This is a genomic window from Brevibacillus brevis, from assembly GCF_031583145.1.
GTDB lineage: Bacteria > Bacillota > Bacilli > Brevibacillales > Brevibacillaceae > Brevibacillus > Brevibacillus brevis_E.
This window is the reverse complement of sequence record NZ_CP134050.1, coordinates 3,499,326-3,520,798: the sequence shown is the minus strand read 5'-3', so window position 1 is coordinate 3,520,798 and position 21,473 is coordinate 3,499,326. Positions and strand designations below refer to the sequence as shown.

19 protein-coding genes are annotated in these 21,473 nt (G+C 54.0%); all 19 read left to right on the top strand.

Annotated features, from left to right (window positions below):
- The first annotated feature begins 110 nt into the window (after window positions 1-110).
- The 19 genes from tsf (at window position 111) to truB (ending at window position 21,472) form a co-directional block, all read left to right on the top strand.
- Window positions 111-998: a translation elongation factor Ts gene (gene tsf, locus RGB73_RS17445; RefSeq protein ID WP_310763991.1), complete on the top strand. Its 888-nt coding sequence runs from the start codon at window positions 111-113 to the stop codon at window positions 996-998.
- A gap of 243 nt (window positions 999-1,241) precedes the next feature.
- On the top strand, window positions 1,242-1,964 hold the full coding sequence (gene pyrH, locus RGB73_RS17440) for a UMP kinase (RefSeq protein ID WP_310763990.1): 723 nt from the start codon (window positions 1,242-1,244) through the stop codon (window positions 1,962-1,964).
- A 2-nt stretch (window positions 1,965-1,966) separates the two neighbouring features.
- A complete protein-coding gene (gene frr, locus RGB73_RS17435; RefSeq protein ID WP_310763989.1) occupies window positions 1,967-2,524 on the top strand; it encodes a ribosome recycling factor in 558 nt (185 codons plus the stop codon).
- A gap of 66 nt (window positions 2,525-2,590) precedes the next feature.
- Entirely contained in the window at window positions 2,591-3,361 is a 771-nt protein-coding gene (locus RGB73_RS17430) for an undecaprenyl pyrophosphate synthase (protein WP_310763988.1), read from the top strand.
- 17 nt (window positions 3,362-3,378) lie between these two features.
- On the top strand, window positions 3,379-4,164 hold the full coding sequence (locus tag RGB73_RS17425; protein WP_310763986.1) for a phosphatidate cytidylyltransferase: 786 nt from the start codon (window positions 3,379-3,381) through the stop codon (window positions 4,162-4,164).
- Between the two features lie 36 nt (window positions 4,165-4,200).
- Window positions 4,201-5,361 (top strand): 1-deoxy-D-xylulose-5-phosphate reductoisomerase, encoded by a 1,161-nt coding sequence (locus RGB73_RS17420; RefSeq protein WP_310763984.1) that lies wholly within the window; start codon window positions 4,201-4,203, stop codon window positions 5,359-5,361.
- 26 nt (window positions 5,362-5,387) lie between these two features.
- Entirely contained in the window at window positions 5,388-6,659 is a 1,272-nt protein-coding gene (gene rseP / locus RGB73_RS17415) for an RIP metalloprotease RseP (RefSeq protein WP_310763982.1), read from the top strand.
- A gap of 49 nt (window positions 6,660-6,708) precedes the next feature.
- A complete protein-coding gene (gene ispG, locus RGB73_RS17410; protein WP_310763980.1) occupies window positions 6,709-7,791 on the top strand; it encodes a flavodoxin-dependent (E)-4-hydroxy-3-methylbut-2-enyl-diphosphate synthase in 1,083 nt (360 codons plus the stop codon).
- Window positions 7,792-7,834: 43 nt separating this feature from the next.
- Entirely contained in the window at window positions 7,835-9,580 is a 1,746-nt protein-coding gene (locus RGB73_RS17405; protein ID WP_310774389.1) for a proline--tRNA ligase, read from the top strand.
- 100 nt (window positions 9,581-9,680) lie between these two features.
- Window positions 9,681-13,985, top strand: coding sequence for a PolC-type DNA polymerase III (locus RGB73_RS17400; protein ID WP_310763978.1), 4,305 nt, complete (start codon window positions 9,681-9,683; stop codon window positions 13,983-13,985).
- A gap of 165 nt (window positions 13,986-14,150) precedes the next feature.
- Entirely contained in the window at window positions 14,151-14,609 is a 459-nt protein-coding gene (gene rimP / locus RGB73_RS17395) for a ribosome maturation factor RimP (protein ID WP_310763976.1), read from the top strand.
- Window positions 14,610-14,652: 43 nt separating this feature from the next.
- Window positions 14,653-15,744: a transcription termination factor NusA gene (gene nusA / locus RGB73_RS17390; protein ID WP_310763975.1), complete on the top strand. Its 1,092-nt coding sequence runs from the start codon at window positions 14,653-14,655 to the stop codon at window positions 15,742-15,744.
- Window positions 15,745-15,746: 2 nt separating this feature from the next.
- A complete protein-coding gene (gene rnpM / locus RGB73_RS17385; RefSeq protein WP_310763974.1) occupies window positions 15,747-16,037 on the top strand; it encodes an RNase P modulator RnpM in 291 nt (96 codons plus the stop codon).
- Window positions 16,034-16,333 carry a YlxQ family RNA-binding protein gene (locus RGB73_RS17380; RefSeq protein WP_310763972.1) on the top strand — a complete coding sequence of 100 codons (300 nt, stop codon included), beginning with the start codon at window positions 16,034-16,036 and terminating at the stop codon, window positions 16,331-16,333. The genes rnpM and RGB73_RS17380 overlap by 4 nt, the downstream gene beginning before the upstream one ends.
- A gap of 21 nt (window positions 16,334-16,354) precedes the next feature.
- Window positions 16,355-18,898, top strand: a complete 2,544-nt coding sequence (gene infB, locus RGB73_RS17375) for a translation initiation factor IF-2 (RefSeq protein ID WP_310763970.1) — start codon at window positions 16,355-16,357, stop codon at window positions 18,896-18,898.
- Window positions 18,898-19,179, top strand: a complete 282-nt coding sequence (locus RGB73_RS17370; RefSeq protein WP_310763968.1) for a DUF503 domain-containing protein — start codon at window positions 18,898-18,900, stop codon at window positions 19,177-19,179. The genes infB and RGB73_RS17370 overlap by 1 nt, the downstream gene beginning before the upstream one ends.
- Window positions 19,180-19,202: 23 nt before the next feature.
- Window positions 19,203-19,574 (top strand): 30S ribosome-binding factor RbfA, encoded by a 372-nt coding sequence (gene rbfA, locus RGB73_RS17365; protein WP_310763966.1) that lies wholly within the window; start codon window positions 19,203-19,205, stop codon window positions 19,572-19,574.
- The gene (locus tag RGB73_RS17360; RefSeq protein WP_310763965.1) at window positions 19,558-20,553 is read left to right on the top strand and encodes a DHH family phosphoesterase; all 996 of its coding nucleotides are present in this window, start codon (window positions 19,558-19,560) and stop codon (window positions 20,551-20,553) included. Before rbfA ends, RGB73_RS17360 begins: the two co-directional genes overlap by 17 nt.
- Entirely contained in the window at window positions 20,546-21,472 is a 927-nt protein-coding gene (truB, locus tag RGB73_RS17355; RefSeq protein ID WP_310763964.1) for a tRNA pseudouridine(55) synthase TruB, read from the top strand. Before RGB73_RS17360 ends, truB begins: the two co-directional genes overlap by 8 nt.
- The last annotated feature ends 1 nt before the right edge of the window (window position 21,473 follow it).

Here is a 21,473-nt window from a genome sequence, read left to right as displayed (position 1 = left end):
GCAAGTGTAAGAGGGTGGACTGAGGGTGTCAGAGCCCCGTCCATCCTTTTTTAACAAATGGGAGATCTTTTCCCGTACAAAGATCGCAACTTTCCAAGGAGGTCTACTCAATGGCAATTAGTGCACAAACAGTAAAAGAACTGCGCGAGCGTACAGGTGCAGGGATGATGGATTGCAAACGCGCGCTGGAAGAAACAAACGGCGACATGGAAAAAGCAATCGACTTGCTCCGTGAGCGCGGTATCGCGAAAGCGGCGAAAAAATCCGGCCGCATCGCTGCTGAAGGTCTGACCGCTACTGCGGTTGCTGGCAACGTGGCAGCAATCGTCGAAGTAAACTGCGAAACCGACTTCGTTGCGAAAAACCCTGAGTTCCAAAACCTCGTAAAAGACATCGCCGAGCACGTTGTATCCCAACGCCCAGCATCTGTTGAAGCGGCTCTGGAACAACCTTTCAAAGGCGCTGGCGAGTCTTTGTCTCACGTGATCAACGAAAAAATTTCCACCATCGGTGAAAACATCTCTTTCCGCCGCTTCTTCATCTCCGAGAAGAGCGACAACGGCGTATTCGGCGCTTACCTGCACATGGGCGGCCGCATCGGCGTTCTGGTGACACTGGAAGGCACCCAGGATGAAACCTTGGCAAGAGACCTCGGCATGCACGCTGCTGCGTCCAACCCACGCTTTGCGAACCGCGAAGAAGTTTCCCAAGAGGAAATCGATCGCGAGCGCGAAGTTCTGAAGAACCAAGCACTGGCGGAAGGCAAGCCTGCAAACATCGTCGAGAAGATGGTAGAAGGCCGCCTCTCCAAGTTCTTCGAAGAATACGTACTGGTTGAACAGCCATTCGTAAAAGACCCAGACAAGAAAGTATCCGCTCTTTTGAAAGAAGCAGGCGCTACTTTGAAAGAATTCGCTCGTTTCCAAGTGGGCGAAGGCATCGAGAAAAAGCAAGAAGACTTTGCCGCTGAAGTAATGGCGCAAGTGAATAAACAATAAGAAGGAAATAGGGAACACCTCCGTGTTCCCTATTTTCAAAGCGAGAGTTTCACTACATGTGAAACTCTCCGTTACGTAAAAAGCATTTGTGCTGCTTCTTTGTCGATCGGCTCGCGGAAGGCGATGCAGTATCGACATGGTCAGCGTAGGCACTCCCGCGAGGCTGGCGCAAGCCAAGTTATGAGCATCGGGAGGAATGCCGACAATGCACAGAGAATGATTCATGAATGGAGGCCGTTTCACATGCCACTTCCTGCTTACAAACGGGTTGTGTTAAAGTTGAGTGGGGAAGCGCTGGCTGGAGACCTCGGGTACGGCATTGACCCGAAAGTCATCTTTTCCGTCGCTAACCAGATCAAGGAAATCGTAGAATTGGGAGTACAAGTCGCAGTAGTCGTCGGTGGAGGTAACATCTGGCGCGGACTTTCCGGCAGCTCCAAGGGAATGGATCGGGCAACCGCCGATTACATGGGCATGCTGGCCACGATCATGAACTCACTCGCCTTGCAGGATGGACTGGAACAAGTGAACGTCCCGACTCGCGTACAAACGTCGATCGAGATGAGACAAGTGGCAGAACCATACATACGCCGACGTGCGATTCGCCACTTGGAAAAAATGCGCGTCGTCATCTTTGCGGCCGGTACGGGCAACCCGTACTTCTCGACAGACACGACTGCTGCCTTGCGCGCAGCCGAGATCGAAGCCGAAGTCATCCTGATGGCGAAAAACAAAGTGGATGGCGTCTACTCCGCAGATCCGAGCCTGGATCCAGCCGCGGAGAAGTACGACCAACTCACGTTCCTGGAAGTCATAAGCAAGGGGTTGGGCGTCATGGATTCCACAGCCTCGAGCTTGTGCATGGACAACAATATCCCGCTGATCGTCTTTAACATTTCCGAAGAAGGCAATATTCGCCGGGCAGTGATGGGCGACAAGATCGGTACTCTGGTGAAGGGGGAATAATTATGGCACAATCCGTGATCAAAGACATGGAAGATCGCATGAACAAAGCGATCGCAAATCTGAAAAAGGACCTGTCCACCTTGCGTGCAGGGCGGGCGAATCCCGCCATGCTGGATCGTGTAATGGTGGACTACTACGGCACGCCGACGCCGATCAGCCAATTGGCGAACATCAGCGTCCCTGAGCCGCGCATGCTGACCATTCAACCTTGGGACAAAACGGCCTTGAAAGAAATCGACCGTGCTCTGCAGCAGTCTGATCTCGGTATTTCTCCGAGCAATGACGGTGTGATCATCCGTTTGGCCATTCCACCGCTGACGGAGGAGCGCCGCAAGGATCTCGTGAAGCTGGCCGGCAAGAGCGGTGAGGAGGCCAAGGTAGCCATCCGCAACATCCGCCGCGATGCAAACGATGAGATCAAGAAGCTGGAAAAGGCTGCGACGATTTCGGAAGACGAATCCCGCCGCCACCAGGAAACCGTGCAAAAAACAACGGATAAGTTTATCGCAGAAGTCGACAAAATTGTGAAGGACAAAGAGAAAGACATCTTGGAAGTGTAATTCTAGGGAATCCCCCTCTAATGAGGGGGATGTACGTCTATATCTCTCATTACGGGGGAACACTTTATGTTAGAACATCTAGCGCGCAAATGGTCCCGCAAGGAAAAGAACAGCGCACCTGAAGAACTGGACCGCTCTGGAAAAATCCCGAAGCATGTCGCTGTCATCATGGATGGCAACGGCAGATGGGCCAACATGCGCAATTTACCCCGGGTCGCCGGGCATCGAGCAGGTATGAAAACAGTGAAGGATGTCGTAAAGGCGGCGGACGAAATTGGCGTGCGCTACATGACCATGTACGCTTTTTCCACGGAAAACTGGAAGCGTCCACGGGACGAAGTGGATTTTCTCATGAAGCTTCCGCAGGAATTTTTGTCGACAGAATTGGATGAATTGATTGAACGAAACGTTCGGATTCGCATGCTGGGCAGCAAGGATGAATTGCCATCCCATACGCTCAATGCCTTGCTTACGGCGGAGGAGAAAACCCGCGAGAACAGCGGCTTGCAGCTTAATTTTGCGTTGAATTACGGCGGCCGAGACGAAATTGTCAAGGCATTTTCCACGCTCGCACAGCAAGTGAAGGCGGGGGTACTCGACCCGCAGGATTTGGATGAAGAACTCATTTCCCGTTACCTGTATACAAGCGATATTCCCGATCCCGACCTCTTGATTCGCACTAGTGGAGAGATTCGCTTGAGCAACTTTATGCTTTGGCAATTGGCCTACACGGAAATGTGGTTTACGGATGTGCTTTGGCCTGATTTTTCCCGTGAACACTTTTATCAAGCGATTGTGGAGTACCAAGGCCGAGCTCGTCGCTACGGGGCGGTATAGCCGAGAGGTGGAATCTGTTGAAGCAACGAATAATAACTGGCTTGATAGGTGGGGCGGCTTTTCTTTTCTTGATCTATGCTGGAGGAGCATGGTACTCCCTATTGGTTTTTTTACTGGCCGTCATTGGCCATTTTGAATTTATGATGATGTCGGGCATACGGCCGTTTGGCGTAGCAGGATTTCTTGGTTATATCTTGGTGGTGGGCATTCTCTGGCCATCGCTCACTTTTTCTGCATGGCTTACCATCAGCACGCCGGATCTGGTGATAACCGTACTGTTGCTTTTATTGATTTACTCCGTTCTGCGGAAAAATCAGTTTCATATCGAACACGTCGCCCTGACTGTCGTGGGGGCGTTATACATAGGCTTTGGATTTTCTTATATGGCAGCTACCCGCAATCTTCCGGACGGATTGATGCTGACAATTTTGGTCATTTTGGGTATATGGGCGACGGATTCGGGGGCGTATTTCGTCGGCAAGGCGATCGGCAAGAACAAGCTTTGGCCACAAATCAGCCCGAACAAGACCGTTGAGGGGTCGCTTGGCGGCCTTGCGGCATCGGTGCTGGTGGTGCTCGTTGTAAATGCATTGCTTGGCAGCCTGAGCCTTGCCCAGGTTTTCGGCATCGCCTTGGTAGCCGGGATTGCCGGACAACTGGGGGACCTGGTGGAGTCTGGGTTCAAGCGCCACTTTGGCGTGAAAGATTCCGGACAGCTCATCCCCGGTCATGGAGGCGTTCTGGACCGATTTGACAGCTTCCTGCTCGTCTTCCCGGTTTTGCATCTACTAGGTATCGTCTGAAACCTGGCGCATAAAGAAATATAGAGGGTGAAATCATTGAAACATATAGCACTCCTGGGCTCTACGGGTTCGATCGGAACGAGCACGTTGGATGTGGTCTCGCAGCATCCGGAGGAGTTCTCCGTCGTAGCGATGGCGGCAGGCTCCAATGTGGACTTGCTGGCAGAGCAGGTGAAAAAGTTTCGGCCGGAACTGGTCTCGGTAGGGAATGAGCAGGGCGCTGCAGCCTTGAAGGAACGGCTCGGGGGCTTTGTCAGACCCGAGATCGTCTACGGAGCGGAGGGCCTGGAACTGGTGGCGCGCCATGAATCGGCGAACTTCGTGATGACGGCCATCGTCGGAAGTGTCGGCGTCGCCCCGACCCTTGCCGCCATTGAAGCCGGCAAGACGATTGGCCTGGCAAACAAGGAGACACTGGTCAGCGCGGGTCCGGTCGTGATGCGGGCTGCCCGTGAAAAGGGTGTGGCGATCATCCCGGTGGACAGCGAACACTCCGCCGTTTTCCAATGCTTGCAAGGGGAGCGCAAAGATGACGTAGCCCGCATCCTGCTGACCGCTTCCGGTGGGTCTTTTCGCCATGCCAGCAGGAAGGAGTTGCAGGACGTCACTGTTGCCCAAGCTCTGGCTCATCCCAACTGGAGCATGGGTGCGAAAATCACGATAGACTCCGCAACGATGATGAACAAAGGCTTCGAGGTGATCGAGGCCCATTGGCTGTTTGATTTGCCGTACGAGCAGATCGATTGCATCCTGCACTATGAAAGCATCATTCACTCTATGGTAGAATACAGGGACAAGGCGGTAATGGCCCAGCTTGGAACACCCGACATGCGGGTCGCGATCCAATACGCGCTCAGCTACCCGGGGAGAATGGATCTGGCGACAGAACCGCTCGATTTGGTGAAGCTCGGCACTCTTCACTTTGCTGCCATGGATTTTGAACGCTATCCTCTGTTACAATTGGCGTATGAATGCGGAAAAGCCGGCGGCACGTATACAGCCGTTTTGAATGCTGCGAACGAAGTCGCCGTCGACCTGTTTCTAAAAGGGGCCATCCGTTTTCTTGAAATTGAGGAGATCGTCAGAAAGACATGCGAAGCTCACCGAGGAGTCAGGGTCCCGACGCTGGAAGACATTTTTTCAGCGGACGAGTGGGCCCGCTCGCAGGCACTGGAGCTGTATACGGTAGGGCTTTAGATACTGAATGAAAGGTGGATGTTCACTTGCCTTTTCCCAATCTGGATTCCGTGGAATCAATTCTCGCGATCGTCGTCGTGTTTGGGGTACTCGTATTCGTGCATGAACTGGGACACTTCCTGCTGGCCAAAAAGGCGGGAATACTTTGTCGGGAATTCGCACTTGGCATGGGGCCCAAAATTTTTAGCGTAAAGCGGGGAGAGACGGAATACACGCTTCGCCTGCTGCCGATCGGAGGTTTGGTCCGGATGGCCGGCGAAGACCCTGAGATGGATATGTTGAAGCCGCACATGGAAATCAGCGTGGAGCGGGATGCGGTGGGAAAGGTAACGCACATCCTCTTGGACGGACCAAACAGCGGATCGGCACGTGCGATTACAGGGACGGTCGTCCGCTTTGACCTGGAGCATGCGCTGAATCTGACGTTGGAAGTCGATGGTGAACAGCGTACATTCTCTGTGCACCCGCAGGCGCAGCTGGTGAAGGATGGACAAGAGGCGCAAATCGCTCCGCTGAACAGGCAATTTAAAGGGAAGACGGTGGCGCAGCGCTTCTGGGCCATTTTCGCAGGCCCGGCAGCAAACTTTATCCTAGCTTTTCTCTTGTTCGTTTCGATCGGACTGATTTTCGGTGTGCCGAAAGATGTACCGTACCTCGGGGAAATCAAGCCGGGAGGACCTGCAGCAGTAGCAGGCTTGCAGCAGGGAGACAAAATCATCGCGATTCAAGGGAAACCGGTCGCTTCCTGGAAAGAGATCGTGGAGATTGTCAGCCAGTCCCCCGGCAAGGAATTGACGTTCGAATACGAGCGCAACGGTCAGCGCCACACGATCCCGGTCAAGGTAGGAAAAGATGAAAATAACGTCGGCAAGATCATGGTGTCCAATTCGTTGACATACGCGCCAGGGGAAGCTTTGAAGTACGGGGCGTCATCGACGTATGACTTCACCATGATGATCCTGAAGAGCCTGGGTATGCTCTTTACCGGTTCAGTAGGGATCAACGACCTGAGCGGACCGGTGGGGATCTTTAAGATGACGGGCGAGTTTGCCCAGCAAGGGATGGCGATCTTGATGAAATGGGCCGCCGTTCTGAGCATCAATCTTGGGCTGTTCAACCTGTTGCCGCTGCCAGCCCTTGACGGTGGCCGGCTGGCATTTCTGGCTGTGGAAGCCTTGCGGGGACGACCCGTCGATCCGCACAAGGAAGGGATGGTTCACTTCCTCGGCTTTGCGTTCCTGATGCTGTTGATCCTGGTAGTCACATGGAATGACCTGCAACGGTTTTTCTTCCAATAACGTACAATCTAACTAGAATAGAAACAGACAAAACGAAGGATGGTGCAAAATGTACAAGCGCGAGGAGACGAAACCGGTATTTGTCGGAGGCGTACAAATCGGGGGCCAAAAAAGCGTAGTGATTCAGTCGATGACCACTGCCGACACGCGTGATGTGGAGAAAACATTGGCTGAAATTCAGCGGTTGCATGATGCAGGATGCCAAATCGTTCGGCTGGCCGTCATCAATGAAGACGCGGCGCGTGCCATCAAGAAAATCAAAGAGCGGTCTCCGCTGCCGCTTGTCGCTGACATCCACTTCGATCACAAGCTCGCATTGATCGCGCTGGAAAGCGGGATCGACAAAATCCGGATCAATCCGGGAAACATCGGTTCCAAAGAAAAAACCAAGCGCGTGGTCGAAGCCTGCCGAGAAAGGAATGTGCCGATCCGTATCGGGGTCAACTCCGGTTCCGTGGAAAAACGGCTACTTGAAAAATACGGGTATCCTTCTCCGGAAGCCATCGTAGAGAGCGCGATGGATCACGTGCAGATTCTCGAAGATCTGAACTACGACAACATCGTGATTTCGCTCAAGTCCTCGGACGTCCCTACGATGATTCAGACGTACTCGCTGATGGCTCAAAAGCGCAACTATCCGCTGCACGTGGGGGTTACGGAAGCGGGTACCCAGTTCTCGGGAAGCATCAAATCGGCGGTAGGGATCGGTACAGTCTTGTCCATGGGGATCGGCGACACCATCCGCGTCTCCCTGACTGCGGATCCTGTCGAAGAGATCAAAGTCGCCAAGCAAATTTTGCGCAGCCTGGATATCGTCAACAACGATCCAGTCGTGATCGCTTGCCCTTCCTGCGGTCGGTGCGCAATTGACCTGATCGGCCTGGCCACCAAAGTGGAGGATGCCATCTCCACTTTGAAAGTGCCATTGAAAGTGGCAGTCATGGGTTGCGCCGTGAACGGACCCGGGGAAGCTCGCGAAGCGGATGTCGGTGTTGCAGGCGGCAACGGTGAGGGTCTGATTTTCCGCAATGGCGAAATTGTCCGGAAAGTGAAGGAAACCGAACTGTTTGAAGAATTGATGAAGGAAATTCACGAAATGGTCGGGGAGCAAAAGCCTACGCACGTAGGCTGATGCGTACCGATTGCTTATAAGGCATAAGGAGGACACGCACGTGTTGAAGCAAAGCCAAATGTTGATTCCTACCCTGCGGGAAGTGCCTGCCGATGCGGAGATTGCCAGCCACAAGCTGCTGCTTCGCGCCGGTATGGCGCGCCAGCTGGCCTCCGGCATTTATACCTACTTGCCGCTGGCACTCCGTACTCTCCACAAAATCCAAGCTATTGTGCGTGAAGAAATGAACAACGCAGGCGCGCAGGAGCTGCTGATGCCAGCCATGCAGCCTGCAGAACTGTGGCACCAGACCGGGCGCTGGGATGTGTATGGTCCCGAACTGGTTCGCCTGCGTGACCGTCACGATCGCTCCTTCGCCTTGGGACCGACTCACGAAGAGGTCATCACCAGCCTGGTGCGCGATGAGATCAACTCCTACAAAAAGCTTCCCATCAATCTTTATCAGATTCAAACCAAGTTTCGCGATGAGGTTCGTCCGCGCTTCGGCTTGATCCGCTGCCGCGAATTCATCATGAAGGATGCGTATTCGTTTGACACCACCCAGGAAGGCCTGGACCGCAACTTCCAGGCGATGTACGATGCCTACACCAACATCTTCACCCGAGTGGGCCTGAACTTCCGCGCGGTGGAAGCTGACGCAGGCGCTATCGGTGGCAAGGGCACCTATGAATTCATGGCGCTGTGCGACATCGGCGAGGATACGATTGCTTATTCTGAGGAAGGCGACTTCGCAGCCAACCTCGAAAAGGCTGAAGTGGTGTACAAGCCCGCACAGAAGCCTGCGAGTGAAGCTCCGGCTATGGAAAAGCTGCACACGCCAGGGGTCAAAACCATCGAGCAATTGACAAAAGCGCTGCAAATCGAGGCTAAGCAAATCGTAAAAAGCCTGATTTACCGTGTAGATGACAAACTCGTGATGGCACTGGTGCGCGGCGATCACGAGCTAAACGAAGTGAAGCTGAAAAACCTGTTCGACGCGACCTTCGTCGGTTTGGCGACGGAAGCGGACATTTTGTCCGTCACTGGTGCGCCTGCAGGATTTGTAGGACCAGTCGGCATTGACAAAGAAAAAGTGGAGATCATTGCAGACAACTACGTGCAGGACGTGTTCGACGGCGTGGTAGGAGCAAACGAAACGGACTATCACCTGCAGCACGTCGTGGCTGGCCGGGACTACACCGTGTCCCGCTACGCGGATTTGCGCAACATTACAGAAGAAGATGTATGCCCACGGACTGGCGGAGCGATCAAGTTCGCCCGCGGGGTGGAAGTGGGGCACGTCTTCAAGCTGGGAACCAAATATTCGACAGCCATGGGGGCTACCTACCTCGACGAAAACGGACGCAGCCAGCCGATGATCATGGGCTGCTACGGCATCGGGGTGTCGCGCACGATCGCAGCAGTCATCGAGCAAAACAACGACGAGAATGGCATCATTTGGCCCGTATCTATCGCGCCTTTCCACGTGCATGTCATTCCGGTCAATGTTAAAGTAGAAGAACAGCGTCAGATCAGTGAGCGGATTGCAGACGAGCTGCGTAAAGCAGGCGTGGAAGTCCTGTTTGACGACAGACCTGAGCGCGCTGGCGTGAAATTCAAGGATGCGGATTTGATCGGGCTGCCTCTGCGCATCACTGTATCGGATAAAGCGGCAGAAGAAGGAATGGTAGAAGTCCGCGTGCGCAAGACGGGCGAGACGGCTCTCGTGAAGCTGCAGGACATCGTCGCCGAAGTACGGGCGATGCTGGCACGTGTGGATCGGACGGGAGCAGAGCTTTTCGGCGTGTAAGCATGCAGGAATCGTGAAGGTTTTTGTCGAAAAATACGGGGTACTCCCCTAAGCAAATGGGAGTACCTCTTTTTCTTTGTTTGAGGGGGTATGGGAATCCGTGGACCGTACACAAGAGCAAAAACAGCGTTTCTCCTTGCTGGTCAAGCAAATGGAGCTTCCGGCAGAGTGGGTGGAACGTTTTTTTCTGGATGGACAAATTGAAAAACTGGAGCTGTACAGGCAAAATCGCGAGTGGGTGTTCCGCTTGTCTTTGCCCAACATGCTGCCTGCCGAAGTTTTTCGCGCTTTTATGCAAAGGCTGACGCAGACGTTTTCTCATTTGGCAAAGGTGGATGCCAGCTTTCGCTATGGCCATAAGCCCCCGCTGGAAGCAATCGTCAATGAATACTGGGACGTCGTGCTTGCCAAGGTCGAGCCGGCCTTGAATTCGCTTGCGGTGACGATGCGGACAGCGAAAAAGCAGGTGGAGCAGCAGGAAGTCAAGATCTACCTGCCTACGGATATGACCGTGGAGGTCGCGAAAAAGAAAAAGGCGGACAGCGAACTGCTGGCTGCTTTTCAAAAGACCACGGACACCTCGCCTCGATTCACGTTTCACATTGAAGAGAGCGATGAGGCGTACAAAGCGTTTGTGGAGCAGCGAAACGAGGAAGAGCGGGCGCTGGTCGAGGTAGTGATGACGGCTGCCGCTCAAGAAAACAAGTCTGCCGATAAGACCGAAGCGATTACGACCTTGATGATGGGCTATGAAATCAAGGACGCCCCGATTCCCATTTGCGAGATTCAGGAAGAGGAGCGCCGCGTGGTCATACAAGGGACCGTATTCAACGTGGAGGTCAAGGAACTCCGCAGCGGCCGTCATCTGCTGACATTCAACGTCTCTGATTACACCGATTCGCTGACGGTCAAAATGTTTTCGCGCGACAAGGAAGACGTCAAGATGCTGGAAGCTCTCAAGGACGGCATGTGGGTCAAGGTGAGGGGGAGCGTCCAGCACGATACGTTCATGCGGGAGCTCGTCATGAATGCCAACGACCTCAATCAAATCGAGCAAGTAGTTCGCCGCGATACCGCCGATGAAAAGCGGGTGGAGCTGCATTGCCATACGCCTATGAGCGCGCTGGACGCGGTTGCTTCAGTCAAATCGCTGGTCTCAACAGCGGCCAAGTGGGGACATCCGGCAATCGCGATTACAGACCACGGGGTCGTTCAGGCGTTCCCCGAAGCGTACTCTATCGCGAAGAAGAACAACATCAAGTGCATTTTGGGAATGGAAGCGTACGTGGTGGAAGACGGAATCGACATCGTCTACAATCTGACGGCGGACAACAACCTCCCGATTGATGAAAATACCGAATACGTCGTGTTCGATACGGAGACGACCGGTCTGAACGCGGCAGAACATACGATCATCGAGATCGCGGCCGTGAAGATGAAAGGCTCTGAAATCGTCGACAAATGGACGGAACTGATTGACCCGCAGCTCGAGATCGGCCCAAAAACGACGGAAATCACAGGGATTACCAACGAGATGCTGCGCGGCAAAGACACGCTCGATGTCGTACTGCGCCAATTCAAGGAGTTCACCGGTAACGCCATTCTGGTGGCGCACAATGCGGAATTCGACAAAGCGTTTATCAACGCCTGCGCCAAACGTATCGGCATGGAGCCGTGGAACAATGCGTTTTTGGACACCTTGCCCCTTGCCCGCATGATGTATAAGGGAATGCGCAACTATCGTCTCGGCAGTCTCGCCAAAAAATTCAACGTGGAGCTCATCAATGCTCACCGCGCGTTGGACGACACGGTGGCTTTGGCGCATGTCTTCCAGCACATGCTCAAAGACATCAAGGAAGCGCAGATCACGTCGCTTGCCGAGCTGAACGAGCGGAGCAACGCGGAAGCGGACTACAAGAGCGGGCGGCCGTTCCATGCCACGATCCTGGTAAAAGACAAACAAGGACTAAAAAATCTGTACAAGCTGGTGAGCCGCTCCCATGTCGAAACGTTTTATCGGTGGCCGCGCATTCAGCGCAGCCAGATTACCAAGTACCGGGACGGACTGTTGATCGGGACGGCTTGCAAGGAAGGCGAGCTGATGCAGTCGATCCTCCGCGGGAAGTCGCGGGAAGAGTTAAAAGAAGTGGCGGCATTTTACGACTATTTGGAACTGCAGCCCATCGCTCATTACTCGCCGCTTTTGCGGAACGAAGAGATTCCGAGCCTGGAGACGATGAAAGGCTACCATCGGATGATCGTGGAGCTGGGCAAGGAGCTTGGAAAGCCGGTAGTCGCTACAGGGGATGTGCATTTCCTCAATCCGCAGGACGAAATTTTTCGGGATGTATTCCTGCTGTCCAAGGGAGATCCGACAGCCGGAAACCAGCCGCCGCTTTATTTCCACACGACGGACGAAATGCTCGAGGCGTTTTCCTTCCTGGGCGAGGAAACCGCCAAAGAAATCGTGGTGACCAATACAAATGCCATCGCCGACATGATCGAGGATGTCAGCCCGATCCCGGACAAGCTCTATACGCCGGTGATCGAAGGGGCGGACGATGAGCTTCGGCAGATGTGCTACGACAAGGCAAGGCTGCTTTACGGAGATCCTCTGCCGGAATTGGTCGAGGCCCGGTTGGAGAAAGAATTAAACAGTATCATCAAGCACGGGTTCGGCGTCATCTACTTGATTTCCCAGCGGTTGGTGACCAAGTCGCTGACCGACGGCTACCTCGTCGGCTCCCGTGGTTCGGTTGGTTCTTCCTTTGTGGCTACCATGGCGGAGATCACCGAGGTAAATCCGCTGCCGCCGCACTATCGTTGCCCGAGCTGCAAGCACAGCGAGTTTATCACCGACGGTTCCATCGCATCCGGCTTCGACTTGCCGGACAAGGATTGTCCGTCCTGCGGCACCCGCTATGCCAAAGACGGCCAAGACATTCCGTTCGAAACCTTCCTTGGCTTTAAAGGGGATAAGGTACCCGATATCGACTTGAACTTCTCCGGAGACTACCAGCCGCGCGCGCACAAATACACCCAGGAGCTGTTTGGCGAGGATTACGTGTACCGCGCAGGAACGATCGGTACCGTCGCGGAGAAGACAGCGTACGGCTACGTCCGAAAATACGCGGATGAGCGCAAGATGACTCTGCGCAACGCGGAAATCGCGCGTATCGTCAACGGCTGCACAGGAGTGAAGCGGACGACCGGACAGCACCCGGGCGGCATTATCGTCGTTCCGGACTACATGGAAATCGAGGATTTTTGTCCGATCCAGTACCCGGCGGACGACAACGAATCCGAATGGCGCACGACGCATTTCGACTTCCACTCCATTCACGACAACTTGCTGAAGCTCGACATTCTCGGACACGACGATCCGACGGTCATTCGGATGCTGCAAGACCTGACGGGCATGGATCCGAAAACGATTCCCCTGGACGACAAAAAGACGATGTCGATCTTCAGCTCGACAGAGGCCCTGGGTGTGACGCCGGAGCAAATCGGCACCAACATGGGGACGCTGGGCATCCCTGAGTTTGGTACGAAATTCGTACGGCAAATGCTCGAGGATACGAAGCCGACCACCTTTGCCGAGCTCGTGCAGATTTCCGGACTTTCCCACGGGACGGACGTCTGGCTGAACAACGCGCAGGATTTGATCCGGAATGGCATTTGTAAACTTCCGGAAGTAATCGGTTGCCGCGACGATATCATGGTCTACCTGATCTACAAAGGGCTGGAGCCCTCCCGTGCGTTCAAGATCATGGAGTCGGTGCGAAAAGGGAAAGGCGTGCCGGAAGAGGATCAGGAAGAGATGCGCAAGAACAACGTACCGGATTGGTACATCGAATCGTGCCAGAAGATCAAGTACATGTTCCCGAAAGCGCACGCGACCGCATACGTCATGATGGCCGTGCGAATCGCCTACTTCAAGGTGCACCGCCCTCTGGAGTTTTACGCGACGTACTTCACCGTGCGCGCAGACGATTTCGATATTCCGCTCATGGTAAAAGGAGCGGCGGCGATCCGGCAAAAAATTGAGGAAATCGAAGGAAAAGGGCATGAGGCGCAGCCAAAAGAAAAGGCGTTGCTGACCGTCCTCGAGATGGCTCTGGAAATGGTAGAGAGGGGCTTCCGCTTTGCCAATGTCGATTTGTACGCCTCCGATGCGACTCGCTTCCTGATCGACGGCGATTCGTTAATCGCTCCGTTCAACGCGCTGCCTGGACTCGGTACGAACGCTGCGCTCAGCATTGTGGAAGCAAGAGCGCAGGGTGAATTCCTGTCCAAGGAAGACCTTCTGTCCCGCTCGAAGATCTCCAAGACCATCTTGGAGTATCTCGAGGAGCAGGGCGCTTTGAAAGGCTTGCCGGAGTCCAACCAGCTTTCCCTGTTTTGACAGGGCATGGACCTGCCTGCTCATCCAAAGGTTGTCAGCGTAGGTCGCTTATGCTATAATTTTTTTGGAAATACTGGTTTTATACGCATGGCAGATCGAGAGTGGGGAAACCCACTCTTTCTTTCTGGCTACACCTCAGGGTTCAAACGAGAAGGAGGTACTTGCTTGAGCAAGGTAACGGACATCGTCACCGAACTGGTCACGCCCATTGTTGACGAACTGGGTCTGGAACTGGTTGACATTGAGTACAAAAAGGAAGGCAGCAACTGGTTTCTGCGCGTTTTTATCGACAATGAAACTGGCAACATCGACATCGATGACTGCGGCCTTGTCAGCGAGAAGCTGAGTCAAAAGCTGGATGAAGTGGATCCGATTCCTACCGCATACTTCCTGGAAGTGTCCTCGCCCGGTGCAGAGCGTCCTCTGAAGAAGGAGAAGGACTTCAAGAAGGCGGTCGGACGGCACGTTCACATCACGACGAAAGAGCCGATAGAAGGAGCCAGCCTGTTCGAGGGCGAACTGATATCCTTTGAGGACGGCAAGCTGACAGTGAAAGAAGCAAAGAAAACGTACGTGATCCCACAGGAACAAATTGACACGGCCCGTATGGCTATCGTCTTTTAACAGGTAAGGCCGGTGGTAAGTAAAGGAGGAGGCAACGAAAGTCATGAACGGCGATTTTATCGAGGCTCTTGAAGCCATTGAGAAAGAGAAAGGCATCACCAAAGACGTACTGATTGAAGCCATCGAAGCGGCTCTTATCTCTGGATACAAACGGAATTTCAACTCGGCTCAAAACGTACGGGTGGATGTAAATCGTCATTCGGGAACGGTCCGCGTGTTCGCGCGGAAAAACGTAGTAGAGGAAGTGCTGGACCCGCGCCTCGAAATTTCCTTGGAGGCCGCCCAAGAAATTGATCCCAACTTCCGTCTCGAGGACATTGTTGAAATCGAGGTAACTCCTCGCGATTTCGGGCGCATCGCTGCTCAAACGGCAAAACAAGTCGTGACCCAGCGCATTCGCGAAGCGGAGCGGGGATTGATTTACAGCGAATTCATCGAGCGCGAGGACGACATCGTCACCGGCGTCGTTCAGCGTATGGACACGCGCAATTACTACATTGACTTGGGCAAAGCGGAAGCGGTAATGCCAATTACGGAGAAAATGCCTTCCGAAGAGTTCAAGTCACAGGATCGCGTAAAGGCGTATATCATCAAGGTGGAAAAAACCACAAAAGGTCCGCAAATTGTCGTATCCCGTACACACCCGGGGCTCTTGAAGCGCCTCTTTGAATTAGAAGTTCCGGAGATTTACGATGGCGTGGTGGAAATCAAGTCCGTCGCTCGTGAAGCCGGAGACCGTTCGAAAATCGCAGTTCATTCGATCAACCCGGATGTCGATCCGGTCGGGGCTTGTGTCGGTCCAAAAGGAATGCGTGTACAGACCATCGTCACCGAGCTGAAAGGCGAGAAAATCGACATCGTCCGCTGGTCGGAGGATCCTGCCGAATACGTCGCCAATGCTCTCAGCCCGGCAAAGGTGCTGCACGTGGAAGTGAATGCCGCAGACAAGGTGACGCGTGTCATCGTGCCGGACTACCAATTGTCGCTGGCGATTGGCAAGCGCGGTCAAAACGCTCGTCTCGCTGCCAAGCTCACCGGATGGAAAATTGACATCAAGAGCGAGTCGCAGGCGGAACAAGAAGGCATCGTCTATCCAAGGGAAGCCCAGGACGATGAAGGAGCGGACATCGAATAGTCATGAAGCAAAAAAAAATCCCTTTGCGTAAGTGCATCGTTTGCCAAGGAATGTTTCCGAAAAAGGAATTGATCCGCGTAGTACGGACGCCTCAAGAGGAGATCGTCATCGATCTGACCGGAAAGGCTGCCGGACGCGGTACCTATGTGTGTCGGCAGGAAAGCTGTCTTACGCCGGATGCGTTCGCGTCGGGAAAATGGAAAAAAGTGCTGGAACGTGCGCTGAACATGTCCATTTCCCAAGAGAAGTACGATGCCTTCCGCGAAAAATGGCTGGAGATGATGGGACGATGATCCCGAAAGCTGCGCAATTGCTCGGACTCGCCATGCGGGCAAGGAAAGTAATTACCGGCGAGGAGCTGGTCCTTGCGGCTGTACGCAACGGGCAGGCCAGACTGGTATTGCTCGCGGCTGACGCATCTGACAATACTGCCAAAAAAGTAAAAGACAAATGTTCCTATTACGGTGTTTCATGTGTAACCACTGGGGACCGGCATGAACTGGGACACGCAATCGGAAAAGATGGGCGCGTTACCGTGGCGGTAACCGATGGGAAATTGGCCGAAAGCATTCAGCGTCTGCTCACCTAACTTAGAAAGGGTGAAGATCATTTGAAGACACGTGTGTATGAATATGCCAAACAACACAACATGAGCAGTAAGGAAATCCTCAATTTGCTAAAGCGATTGAATATAGAAGTGGCAAATCATATGAGTATCATGGAAGAAGGGACGATCAAAAAGATCGAGGATCACATGGCAAAATTGCGCTCTGGCTCCAGACCCGAGCAGCGAACGACGCCAAGTGATGCGAAACCGAAGCAGACGGAAGATCAACGACGCCCCAACGACTCCAGAGGACAATCCCGTCCCCAGTCGCAGCCAGGGCAAGGTCAAAACGCAGCCCAGCAGAGAAATGACCGCCCTGCCGACCGCGATCGTGCAGGAAGCAGCCAGGGCGCTGGCCGTGCCGCAGGGAACAGCCAGACCGGCAGCAGATCCGAACAACATAGTCCTCAACATGGAAAAAATCAGGGGAAGAATCAGGAGAGAAGACCAACCAATATGAGAAGTCAACCCGCAAAACCGACTGACCGCAAGCCACAGCCGCAAAACCAACAGCAACGACCACCGAGACCACAAAATCAGCGCCCTCCGCAGAGTGCTGCCAACGCAACAACGACAGAAACTCGCACGGGTGACGACTTTGAAGACAAGGTAAAACTCCCTACGAACGTCGGCCTGGAGAAACGGGAGAAGATCAAGAAGGCACCGCAGACGCAAAAAACGTTCGAAGACAATAAGAAAAACCAGCCTTTCCGCGGTGGAAACAACCGCAATCAAAACAATCGCCGCGGGAACAACAATCGCGGACCACAGAAGCAGCAGCGCCCTGTACTGGAGCCACCGTCAAAAATTACGTTCACCGATTCTCTGACCGTGAACGAGCTGGCGGTAAAACTGCGCAAGGAACCTGCGGAAATCATCAAAAAGTTGTTTAACTTGGGGATTATGGCCACCATCAACCAATACCTGGAGAAGGATGCCATCGAGCTCGTCTGCGCGGAGTACAATGTCGAAGTCGAAGAAAAAATCATCATCGACGAAACGAATTTCGAAACCATCGAAGAAGTGGATCCACCTGAAAGCCTGGTAGAACGTCCGCCAGTCGTGACGATCATGGGTCACGTCGACCACGGAAAGACCACCTTGCTGGACGCGATCCGCTCTACAAACGTAGTAGCAGGCGAAGCAGGGGGAATCACCCAGCATATCGGTGCGTACCAAGTCGAAATCAAAGGAAAGAAAATCACCTTCCTGGATACCCCGGGCCACGCGGCGTTCACCACCATGCGTGCGCGCGGTGCGCAAATTACCGACATCACCATCCTGGTCGTCGCAGCCGACGACGGCGTCATGCCGCAGACCGTTGAAGCGATCAGCCACGCAAAAGCAGCGAACGTGCCGATCATCGTAGCGGTAAACAAAGTGGATAAACCGGAGGCCAATATCGATCGGATCAAGCAAGAATTGACCGAATACGAGCTGGTTGCGGAAGAATGGGGCGGCGATACGATCTTCTCGCCATTGTCCGCCAAACAGCGCACCGGTATCGAGGAGCTGCTCGAGTACATCCTGCTCGTAGCGGAAGTGCAAGAGCTCAAGGCCAATCCGGACAAACGCGCTCGCGGTACCGTCGTGGAAGCAGAGCTCGACAAAGGTCGAGGTCCTGTCGCTACTATCTTGGTGCAACAAGGAACACTGCGCATCGGCGATCCAATCGTCGTGGGCTCCGCGTACGGCCGCGTCCGTGCGATGGTCAACGACAAAGGGCGCCGTTTGAAAGAGGCGGGGCCGTCCACTCCGGTCGAAATCACCGGTTTGAACGACGTTCCGCAAGCAGGTGACCAGTTCCGCGTCTTCGAAGACGAGAAGAAAGCGCGCGCCATCGGGGAAGCCCGTGCAGCGAAACAACGGGAATCCGAACGTCGTGAAAGCGCTCGTGTCTCCCTGGACGACCTGTTCCAGCAAATTCAGGAAGGCGACATCAAAGAGCTGAACTTGATTGTAAAAGCGGACGTACAAGGCTCCGTAGAGGCATTGCGCGGTTCGTTGGAAAAAATCGACATCAACGGTACCCGGGTGAAAATCATCCACACCGGTGTCGGTGCGATTACCGAATCCGATGTGACGCTGGCAAATGCATCCAATGCGATCATTATCGGCTTCAACGTCCGTCCTGAGCCAAACGCGCGCAGCATGGCGGAACAGGAGAAGATCGACATCCGCCTGCACCGCGTCATTTACACCGTGATCGAAGAGATCGAGCAAGCGCTGAAAGGCATGCTGGATCCTGTGTATAAAGAAAGCATCATCGGCCAAGCCGAGATTCGCGAAGTATTCAAAGTGTCCAAGGTGGGCAACATTGCCGGTTGCTACGTAACCGAAGGCAAATTGAGCCGCGATGCAGGCGCACGCTTGATTCGCGAAGGCATCGTGATCTACGAGGGCAAGCTGGATACCCTGAAGCGCTTCAAAGACGATGCGAAGGAAGTCGCAGCGGGCTATGAGTGCGGCTTGACCCTGGAACGCTTCCAGGATCTCAAGGTCGGAGACGTCGTCGAAGCGTTTGTCATGGTGGAAGTGAAACAATAATGGTTGCGGGTGTGCAGATCGAACTGTTTCTGCCCGCTTGCCAAAACCTGAAAGAAAAACGGGCCATCGTCAAGAGTCTGATTGGCAAGCTGCGGAGCCGGTTTAACGTTTCCGCAGCGGAGATGGCTTATCCTGAGCAGTGGCAGCGTACCATGTTGGGTATCGCTGCCGTTGCTAATGAGATGTCTTTTTTGGAAAAGGAAATTCAGGCTGTGGTACGACTGGTGGAAAACCATCCCGGTGTCGAGTTGATTCGTGCGGATACGGCATACTACGATTAACGCAGCCAGCGGAGGTGAAGAACATGAACAAGACACGGATGAGCCGCGTTGGGGAAGAAATCAAAAAAGAACTGAGCATTTTGCTGCAGCGAGGACTGAAGGATCCGCGTATCGGCTTTGTTACGGTCACGGATGTAGAGGTCAGCAGCGATTTGCAGCTGGCGAAAGTATTTGTCAGCATCTTCGGTACCGAGGAAGAGCGTAAGGCATCGCTTGCCGGTTTGCAAAAAGCAAAAGGCTATCTGCGGACCGAGATCGGCAAGAGAGTGAAGCTGCGGCATATCCCTGATTTCGCATTCAAGCTGGACGAGTCGATCGACTACGGCAGTAAAATAGAATCAATCCTGCGGGAAATCTCCACTGAAGAGGGAAAACAGGATGAATCCAAATCGTAACAGCGTGGAGGAAGCGGCGCGATTCATGCAGCAGCATGACCGCTTCCTCGTTCTTTCTCATGTCAATCCGGACGGGGACGCGACCGGCTCTGCGCTCGGAGTCGCCTTGATTCTGGAACAATTGGGCAAAAAGTACGTCGTGGTAAACGAAGGGGAAACTCCGGCAAAATTCAACTTTTTGCCGCGTTTTGACCGACTCCTGAATTTGGAAAAGCAACCACTGGATGAAACGTTCGAGGCCGTAATCGCCGTAGACTGTGCCGACGAGTCTCGGATGGGCGATGTACGGTCTTTCTTTCGCTCCGATGCTTCCTTGCTCAATATCGATCATCACCCGACCAACGACGGATTTGGTTCGGTCAATCTGATTCGGACGGATGCGGCTGCTACTGCGGAAATTTTGTATGACGTGGCCCTTGCGGCAGGCGTGAGCTTTAACGAAGAGCTCGCCTTGTGCATCTATACCGGCTTGTTGACGGACACCGGAGGATTTCGCTATTCGAATACCTCTCCAAAGGTTATGGAGATCGCCTCTCAGCTCTTGCGCTATGGTGTAAAGCCAGGCGAGGTAGCGGAGCGGTGCCTGGAAGAAATTACGTTCGCCCATATAAAAATATTGCGTCTGGCTCTTCAATCGCTGCAATTATCCCACCGCAATCTCGTCGCGTCGATCACCGTTCGGAAGGAAGACTTTGCCGTGTCTGGAGCAGAGCGTGAGGATGCTGGCGGTCTGGTCAACTACTGCCGAAATATCGAAGGGGTAGAGGTCGGCGTCTCGTTTATCGAAGCGGAGGCGGGGGTAGTCAAGGTCAGTATGCGAGCCCGTGACCGCGTCGATGTTTCAGCGGTCGCCAAGCAGCTGGGCGGGGGAGGCCACGCCAAAGCTGCGGGGTGCACCGTCCGCGGATCGCTTCCGGAAGCGCAGGATATTGTCTGGCGAGCATTGGGAGAAGCATTAGGGGTGAACAGCCATGAGTGACGTAAACGGTGTGCTGGTGGTGGACAAACCCGCCGGTATGACCTCCCACGATTGTGTGGCGCGAATCCGCCGCCTGTACGGAACGAAAAAAGTCGGACATACGGGTACACTTGACCCTGATGTGACAGGCGTTCTCCCGATCTGCCTGGGACAGGCTACACGGATCGTGCAGTATTTGCAGGATCTCCCCAAGCGGTACGAAGTGGTCATGCGCATCGGATCGTCGACCACCACCGAAGATGCATCGGGCGAAGTCATCGAACAAAGATCGGTGAACACGGCCGAGATTACCAGAGAAAGAATGGAAGAGCTGCTCGCCTCTTTCCTGGGAGAGATTGAACAGGTGCCGCCGATGTACTCCGCCGTAAAGGTGAACGGCGTCCGCCTTTACGATTTGGCTCGGGAAGGCGCGGTCGTCGAGCGTGCCGCGCGAAAGGTGACGATCTACGAGCTGACGCTTGGCAACATCCAGCCAGGTGACGGTGTCGTCGATGTCTCATTTACGTGCACCTGCTCGAAGGGGACCTATATGCGCACCTTGTGTGTTGACCTCGGCCGCAGGCTGGGGTATCCTGCCCATATGAAGCTGCTTAGGCGCATCAAAAGCGGTCCGTTCGTGGAAGAGGAAGCGATCCCACTCGCACAGCTGGAAGAGTCGGCTGCCGATCGGGAAGAGCTGTCCCGAAAATTGATTTCGATCCCGAAGGCCATGTCGTTCTTGCCTGCCATCCAGGTGAAGCCGGAGCGAGTCAGAGCCGTCCGAAATGGACTCGCCACTGCACTGCCGGGCGTAAATGCCGAGGAAGGAAGCTTGATCTGCCTGTTTTCGGGCGAGGAATTACTCGGGATACACCGCGTGTGCCGTGGGGATAAAGGGCTCTTTGCCAAAGCAGAAAAAGTCTTTTCTTCCGAGGTGTAAC

Coding starts and splice junctions, on each gene's coding strand:
- rnpM (WP_310763974.1), top strand. CDS start 15,747: ATGAAGCAAAAAAAAATCCCTTTGCGTAAGTGCATCGTTTGCCAAGGA.
- frr (WP_310763989.1), top strand. CDS start 1,967: ATGGCACAATCCGTGATCAAAGACATGGAAGATCGCATGAACAAAGCG.
- nusA (WP_310763975.1), top strand. CDS start 14,653: ATGAACGGCGATTTTATCGAGGCTCTTGAAGCCATTGAGAAAGAGAAA.
- rbfA (WP_310763966.1), top strand. CDS start 19,203: ATGAACAAGACACGGATGAGCCGCGTTGGGGAAGAAATCAAAAAAGAA.
- ispG (WP_310763980.1), top strand. CDS start 6,709: ATGTACAAGCGCGAGGAGACGAAACCGGTATTTGTCGGAGGCGTACAA.
- truB (WP_310763964.1), top strand. CDS start 20,546: ATGAGTGACGTAAACGGTGTGCTGGTGGTGGACAAACCCGCCGGTATG.
- RGB73_RS17360 (WP_310763965.1), top strand. CDS start 19,558: ATGAATCCAAATCGTAACAGCGTGGAGGAAGCGGCGCGATTCATGCAG.
- RGB73_RS17370 (WP_310763968.1), top strand. CDS start 18,898: ATGGTTGCGGGTGTGCAGATCGAACTGTTTCTGCCCGCTTGCCAAAAC.
- tsf (WP_310763991.1), top strand. CDS start 111: ATGGCAATTAGTGCACAAACAGTAAAAGAACTGCGCGAGCGTACAGGT.
- RGB73_RS17380 (WP_310763972.1), top strand. CDS start 16,034: ATGATCCCGAAAGCTGCGCAATTGCTCGGACTCGCCATGCGGGCAAGG.
- RGB73_RS17430 (WP_310763988.1), top strand. CDS start 2,591: ATGTTAGAACATCTAGCGCGCAAATGGTCCCGCAAGGAAAAGAACAGC.
- pyrH (WP_310763990.1), top strand. CDS start 1,242: ATGCCACTTCCTGCTTACAAACGGGTTGTGTTAAAGTTGAGTGGGGAA.